This is a genomic window from Methylobacterium crusticola (assembly GCF_003574465.1).
Taxonomy (GTDB): domain Bacteria; phylum Pseudomonadota; class Alphaproteobacteria; order Rhizobiales; family Beijerinckiaceae; genus Methylobacterium; species Methylobacterium crusticola.
Genome location: NZ_KZ984662.1, coordinates 1 through 6,176, shown reverse-complemented (window position 1 = coordinate 6,176; position 6,176 = coordinate 1). Strand labels below are relative to the sequence as shown.

Sequence of the window (6,176 nt, the reverse complement as noted above, 5' to 3'; positions counted from 1 at the left end):
GCTGCGCCGAGGCCGTGGCGCGCGGGCGCGCCGGCCGGTGCCGCGCGATCCGGGCGGCGCCCCCGTCGGCGAGGGTCAGGCGCAGGACGGGCGTAGCGAGCGCCACGGGGTCGCCGCCGTCCCGGCGGCAGAGCAGGATGCGCAGCGAGGCGGGCCAGGCCTGGCCGGCGGACGCCCGCACGCCCGCGACGGTCCGCGGCAGGGCGGTCCCGACGTCGTCGATCCACTGCCAGGCGTAGAGGCAGGTCCGCCCGATGGCCATGCCGATCGGGCCGTAGGCGTTGCGCATCGGGCGCGTCACCACCCGCATCCCCTCGCCCGGCCCGAGCAGGGCGAGTTCGCCCATGATGGCGGGGCGGGTCGGCTTGGCCATGGCGGGCGCGTCGGGCCCGCCCTCGCCCGCCCGCAGCGACAGGGTGACGCGGTCGCGGGCCTCGCCGCCGTCCCGGAGCAGGATCGTCTGCTGCAGGCCGCCCCGGAACCGCACCTGCTGCACGGAGCGGACGGCGAGGCCCGGCAGGCTCACGAGGGCGGGCCCGCCCGCCGGAGCCGCGGCCGGGAGGTCCGGCGAGGGGTCGCCCTGGGCCTGCGCCGGGAGGGCGGCGAGCCAGGGAAGCGCGGCGCAGAGGGCGAGCGCCCGGACGATGCTGACCTTGAGGGCCACGGCCTGTCTCCTCATCGGATCTGGCGGGTTGCGTGCCCGTCCGGCAGGCCGTCGGCCTGTCGCAGGCTGTCGGCCTGCCCGAGGGGGCCGAACCGCTCGCTGTCGCCGCGGGGCCGGCCGGGGGCCGCCCGCGTGTCGCCGGCTTCCGCCGCCTGGGCGAGGGTGCCGACCGGCGCCGCCGAGCCCGGCGCGTCGGGACGGTCGAGGCCGTTCCAGCCCGGCAGCAGGGTGTAGCCGAGGCGCTCGTAGGGCATCGGCCCGACGCCGGGCACGCGCCGGGCGACGAGGGGCGGCTCGGCCCGGGGGTCGCGCAGGTACTCGCCCTCGCGCGGCCGCTCGAGGCCCGGGGAGCCGGCGGGGAAGAACCGCAGCGGGTTGTCGCTCACCACCGCGATCGGGAAGTCGATGCGCCGGGTCGGGGCCGCCTTGGCGGCCGCCGCCGGCGGCCCGCTCGGGTTCGGCACGCGGCCGAAGCGCGGCGCGGCGGCGGCGGNCCGGCGTGGCGGTCGGGCGCGGGGCGCAGGGGCCCGGATCGCCGTCCTGGTCCTGCCGGAAGGCGAGGTCGACCACGCCCGGAAACAGGCCGTCGTAGCGGTTGATCAGGACGGCGGAGTCGCGGGCGCGCTTGAGGCGGGCCAGCGTCAGGGCGTGCCCGAGGATCACGGGCTCGCGGGGCATCCAGGCCGTGGCGCGCTCGAACCACTCGAGGGCCGAGTCGAACTGGCAGGTGTTGTAGGCGTACCAGCCGAGCGCCTGCGCGCCCTCGCCGGAGCTGGTGGCCAGCACCACCCGGGCGAGGCGGTCGATGCGCTCTGGCTCGATGTAGGCCGGGGCCGGCTGGGTGAGCCGGCGCTCGAGCAGGTCGACGTACAGGATGCTGTTGGCGGGCAGCGCCCGCCACGCGAAGGCGACCTCCTCGGCGTCGCGCTCCTGGCCGAGCTCGCGCAGGGTGTGGGCGAGGCCGTGGGCCACCATGCCGTCGCCCCCGCGGGCGATCGCGAGCTTGAACCAGTCCAGCGCCTCGCGGAACTGCCGCCGCTTGTAGGCGTACCAGCCGAGCATGCTGGTCTGGCTCGGATCGCCGAGCCGGCGGGCGTACTCGCCGAAGGCCGCGAGGTCGGCCGGCTCGATGCGGGCGCCGGGCTCGTCGTGCAGGAGGGCGGCGAGGCGGGCGCGGGCGATGTCGATCCTGACCGGGCGCAGCTCGCTGGCGCCGTCCGCGGCGGTGCGGGCGAGGGCGAGCAGCGGCTCCACCTCGGCCATCGGCAGGGTGCCGAGCGCCTTCTGCACCGTGGCGATGCGCTGCCCGGAATCGGTGCTCGTCTCCATGACGCCGCGCAGGAGCCCCGCGGCGTCGGCGGTCCGTCCCGTGCGGGCGTAGGCCTCCGCCACCAGCCAGACGATGTCCACCTCGGAGCGGTCGAGGGCGCCGGGATTGCCCTGCACGCGGGCGACGATCCCGTCCCAGTCGCCGGCCGCCGCGGCCTCCTTGACCCGGCTGCGCAGGGTGGCGCGGCCGAGCTTGGTCGCGAGGTCGGCGGAGGGCTGCCAGCCCGGATCCGCGCCGCGGCGCGCCGCGATGGCGGCCGTCAGCGCGTCGAAGCGCCCGGCCGTGAACATGTCCCAGAGCGGCGCCTCCTCGGGCGGGCTCGGCCGCAGGGTGTCGAGGTCGGTCGGCTCGACCCAGCCCGGATGCAGGCGGCGCAGGCGGCGGATCTCGGCCTTCACCCGGTCGGCCTGCTTCTGCGCCGCGTAGTAGCGCAGCGCGCTCTCGTCGACGATCTCGGCGGTGCTCCGCCCGGCCTCGCCGCTGATCGCGGGCGCGCTGGAGCCGGCCCCGTTGGAGCGGACCACGCCGACGATCCCGGCGGGGGCGTCGGGCGCCGCCTCCGGGGCGGCCCGCGCCGCCCCGGAGGCGGCGCAGACCGTGCCCGCGAGGGCGAGGCAGAGCGGGAGCGCGGCGAGGCGCCTCAGCGTCCGAGGCATGACGCGTACCTCATCTGGGCGGCGGCGAGCGCCAGAAGGTGGAGCGTGGCCGGGTAGTAGTTCTCGCGGGCCTGCGGCGCGCCGAAGCTCGCCGGCACCGGCGTGCCCTCGGCCGCGCAGGCCGCGAGGGCCGGCAGCGCGGCGTAGCCGCCCTCCTCGAGCCACTCGACCGGGCGGCCCTCCGCGACGTCGACGACCGGCAGCCCGCCCCGCTCCCGCTCGCCCCAGAGGGCGAGGAACGGGGCGTAGTGCGCGGGCGTGCCGATCCCCGCCCAGGCGAGGTAGAGCGGGATGCGAATGGCGTTGTACGAGAACTGGGCCGGGAACCCGTCGGCCGGCCGGGGCTCGTCGCCCTTCAGCGAGATCCACTCCGTCGGCAGCCGGGCGGGCCCGAAGCGGGCGCTGAGCACGAGGTCGAGGCCGCTGCGGGTCAGCCGGGCCCAGTCGAATTCCGGCGCCGCGAGGGCGAGGCGCGGGAAGGCCGGGAAGACCCAGTAGGACAGGTTCACGACCGGGCCGTCGGCGCGCTCCTCGGCCGAGAACCCGGCGAGGCCCGGCAGCAGCAGCGGCGGCTTGCCGGTCTTGAACAGCACCAGCCGGCGGCCGATGTCGACGGCGATGCGGCGGGCCGCGATCCGGTAGCCCGGGTCGCCCCAGGCCTCCGCCGCCTCGACGAGGGCCCAGGCCACCAGGACGTCGCCGTCCGAGGCGTCGTTCAGGTCGGCGACGGCCGGGCGCTTGTCGGGCTCCCAGCGCCAGGCGAGGAGAGCGTCGCCGCGCACCATCAGGTTGGCCCGGGTCCAGCCCCAGATCCGCTCGAAGGTGCCGCGGTCCCCCGCCGCCACGGCGAGCAGCATGCCGTAGCCCTGGCCCTCGCTGTGGCTGATACCCCCGTTGGCGCTGTCCACCACCCGGCCGGCCTCGGAGACAAAGCGGGCCCGGTAGGCGCGCCAGGCGCCCGCATCCGTGAGGGCGCCGGCGAGCCTGGGCGCCGCGTCGGGGGCGGCCTTCGGGGCCGCGGCCGGCTCGGGCGGGGTGCCGGGCGAGAGCGGCGCCGCCCGGGCCGAGGCCCCGGCGAGCAGCAGCGCGAGGGCGCCGGCCGCGAGGGTGCCGGCGGAGAGGGCGCCGGGCCGCCGGGCGGCCGCGCGGGCGAGGGGGCGGCGGTTCACGGGTTCCTCCCGCCGGCGCGGTTCGGCCGGTTCTCGCGGCCGATGCCGCTCACCATCGTGCGGGTGCTGACGCCGAGGCCGAGGGCGACGGCGAGGCTCAGGGCGACGTAGATGAAGGGGTTCATGGAGAGCCATCCGGCCACGACGAGGCGCAGGTTGTCGAGGCTGCGCACCTGCGTCTCGGCCAGCCGCGGATGCGCCGCCTCGACGGTGGCGAGGCTGCCGTCCGAGGCGTCCAGGGTGGCGAGGCGTCCCCGCAGGCGCGACCAGATGCCGGGATCGGTGAGGCAGGACACCGAGGCGCGCAGGATGGTGGCGTTGGGGGCGGTGACGACGGTGACGAGGTCGTCGAGGCTGTCGCCGGTCGCGGCCTGGCCCACCAGGAGCGTCGCCCGGGGCGAGACGGCGACGGGCGGGGCGGCGACCTGGGCGCTCACCCAGGACAGGGTGTCGGAGGCGGTGTCGCGCAGGCCGCCCCAGGCCGCGGCGGCGACGCCCGTCAGCCCCTCGACCACGGAGGCGCGGCCCCGGACCGTGTCGTCCCAGGAGGCGACGAGGTCGCGGGCCTGGGGCGCCGGGCCCCTGCGCTCGCGGGCCCGGTCGGACCCGATGGACGCCGTGCGGGCGGGGGCGGCCGGCAGGCTGCACGCGGCCGGCACGTCGTTGCGCAGGCGGTCGAGGCTCATGGCGGGACCAGTCGCGGCCAGGGGCGCGCGGGCGGCGTCGGCCGGCAACTCGGCGCGGCTCTGCCAGATCTCGCGCATCTGGTCGGGATCGACCCCGATGCTGCGCAGCAGGCCCGGATCGAGGCTGCGCACCGGCGAGACCACGAGGCTCGGGCCCGGGCTCGCGCCCGGCGGATCGGTCACGAGGGCGAAGTCGATCGTCCGGCCGGCCGCGAGGGCGAGGCGCACCGCCAGGGTGGCGGCGGCCGACATGGTCTCGCGGTCGGCGTTCGGCACGACGAGGCGCGGCCGCGCCCCGCGCAGGTAGTGCATGGCGCCGCCCGCGTCGGCGGCGAGGTCGGGCACCCGCACGGCCCGGGCGAGGGGCGGCACCGAGACCCGGGTGGTGTTGAGGAACAGGAAGCGCTTCTGGCCCTCGGCCGCCAGGGTGTCGCAGGTGGCGTCGGCCGCGCTCGGCACCTGGGCGGCGATCTCGACGCGGTTGCGCCCGGGGCGCCACAGGCTGAGCGGCAGCGGGATATCGGTCGCCTCGAACAGGTCCCCGCCGGATTTCGGCAGCGTGGCGCTGGCGGCGTTGCGGCCGTTGAGGTCGACGATGAGCTGGGCGCCGGGCGCGAGGCCGGGCGCGTAGCCGCCCGCGAGGCGCAGCATCACCTTGGCGTAGTCGGCGGGCACGAAATCCGCCGGCAGGGCGAGGTCGAAGCCGGTGCGGAAGAGCCGCCCGGTGAACTCGCGGTTCGGCAGCCCGAGGGCGTCGAGGCGCACCTCCTCGCCGCCCGCGACCGCGTAGCCGCCGCGGCGGGCGAGCAGGTCGCGGCCGACGGCGCTGCCGGCCGGCTCCTCGGCGGCCTGGGCCGCGAGGCCGGCGAGCGCCCGGTCGATCTCGGCCTCCCCGGCGCCGCTCACCACCACGGTCGGGGCCCGGCCGTCCTCCCCCGGCACGAGGGCGGCCCGGCCCCCGGAGGGCGCGGCGCCCGCGGGCAGGCCCGGCAGGGTCCGGATCTCGTCGGGGGTGCCGACCACGAGGTTCACGCCCGCCTCGCCGGCGAGGGGCGGGCCGAACTCGACCACCGCTTGCGTCAGGCGCGCGCCGACCGCGAGGGCCTGGGCGGCCCGGATCTGACCCTCGAGCCGCGCCGGCGAGGGCCGGCCGCCGATGACGATGCGGACCGGGACGGCGCCGGACCCGTCGGGGCGCAGGGCCGGGAGGTCGCGCAGGAGCGCGATGCCGGGCGCCTTCGGGGGCAGCACGAACCCGGTCCAGGACGGGTCGATCTGCGTCCAGAGCTCGTAGGTGGCGCCGAGGGAGCAGTCGACGCGGTGGCGCTGCACGGCGGAGAGGCGCAGGGCGTTCCAGCCGGGGCGCAGCGCGCCCTCCGGCACCTCGAACTCGACGATCTTCACCGCCCCCGGGGCCTTGATGTCGGTGCGCCCGATCACCGCGTCGTTGAGGCTCGCGGTGAGCGACGAGGTCTCGGGCGCCACGGAGATCGCCGACAGGTAGGCGACGCGCAGGCGCACGCTCTCGCGGGCCTGGGCCTCGCTGAAGTAGACCGGCCACTCGAGGCTGGCCTCCTCGCCGGCGAGCCGCAGGCCCGCGATGCCCCCGGGCAGCGGGCGCTGCGGGATCGGCGGCGGCGCGGCGGCGGGCGGGGGCGGGGCCGGCCGGCC

3 protein-coding genes are annotated in these 6,176 nt (G+C 78.1%); all 3 read right to left on the bottom strand.

All coding sequences use genetic code 11. The features are described 5' to 3' along the window. A partial coding sequence (gene bcsN, locus DT057_RS36040) for a cellulose biosynthesis protein BcsN (protein WP_203236194.1) occupies nucleotides 1-664 on the bottom strand: 664 nt, incomplete at its 3' end. Nucleotides 665-2,634: 1,970 nt separating this feature from the next. Next, complete coding sequence (locus DT057_RS05425; protein ID WP_238313399.1) at nucleotides 2,635-3,819, bottom strand: family 8 glycosyl hydrolase; 1,185 nt, start codon at nucleotides 3,817-3,819, stop codon at nucleotides 2,635-2,637. Continuing rightward, nucleotides 3,816-6,176: cellulose biosynthesis cyclic di-GMP-binding regulatory protein BcsB (locus DT057_RS36560; protein WP_128561087.1), on the bottom strand; the 2,361-nt coding region annotated here is incomplete at its 5' end. The genes DT057_RS36560 and DT057_RS05425, both read right to left, overlap by 4 nt.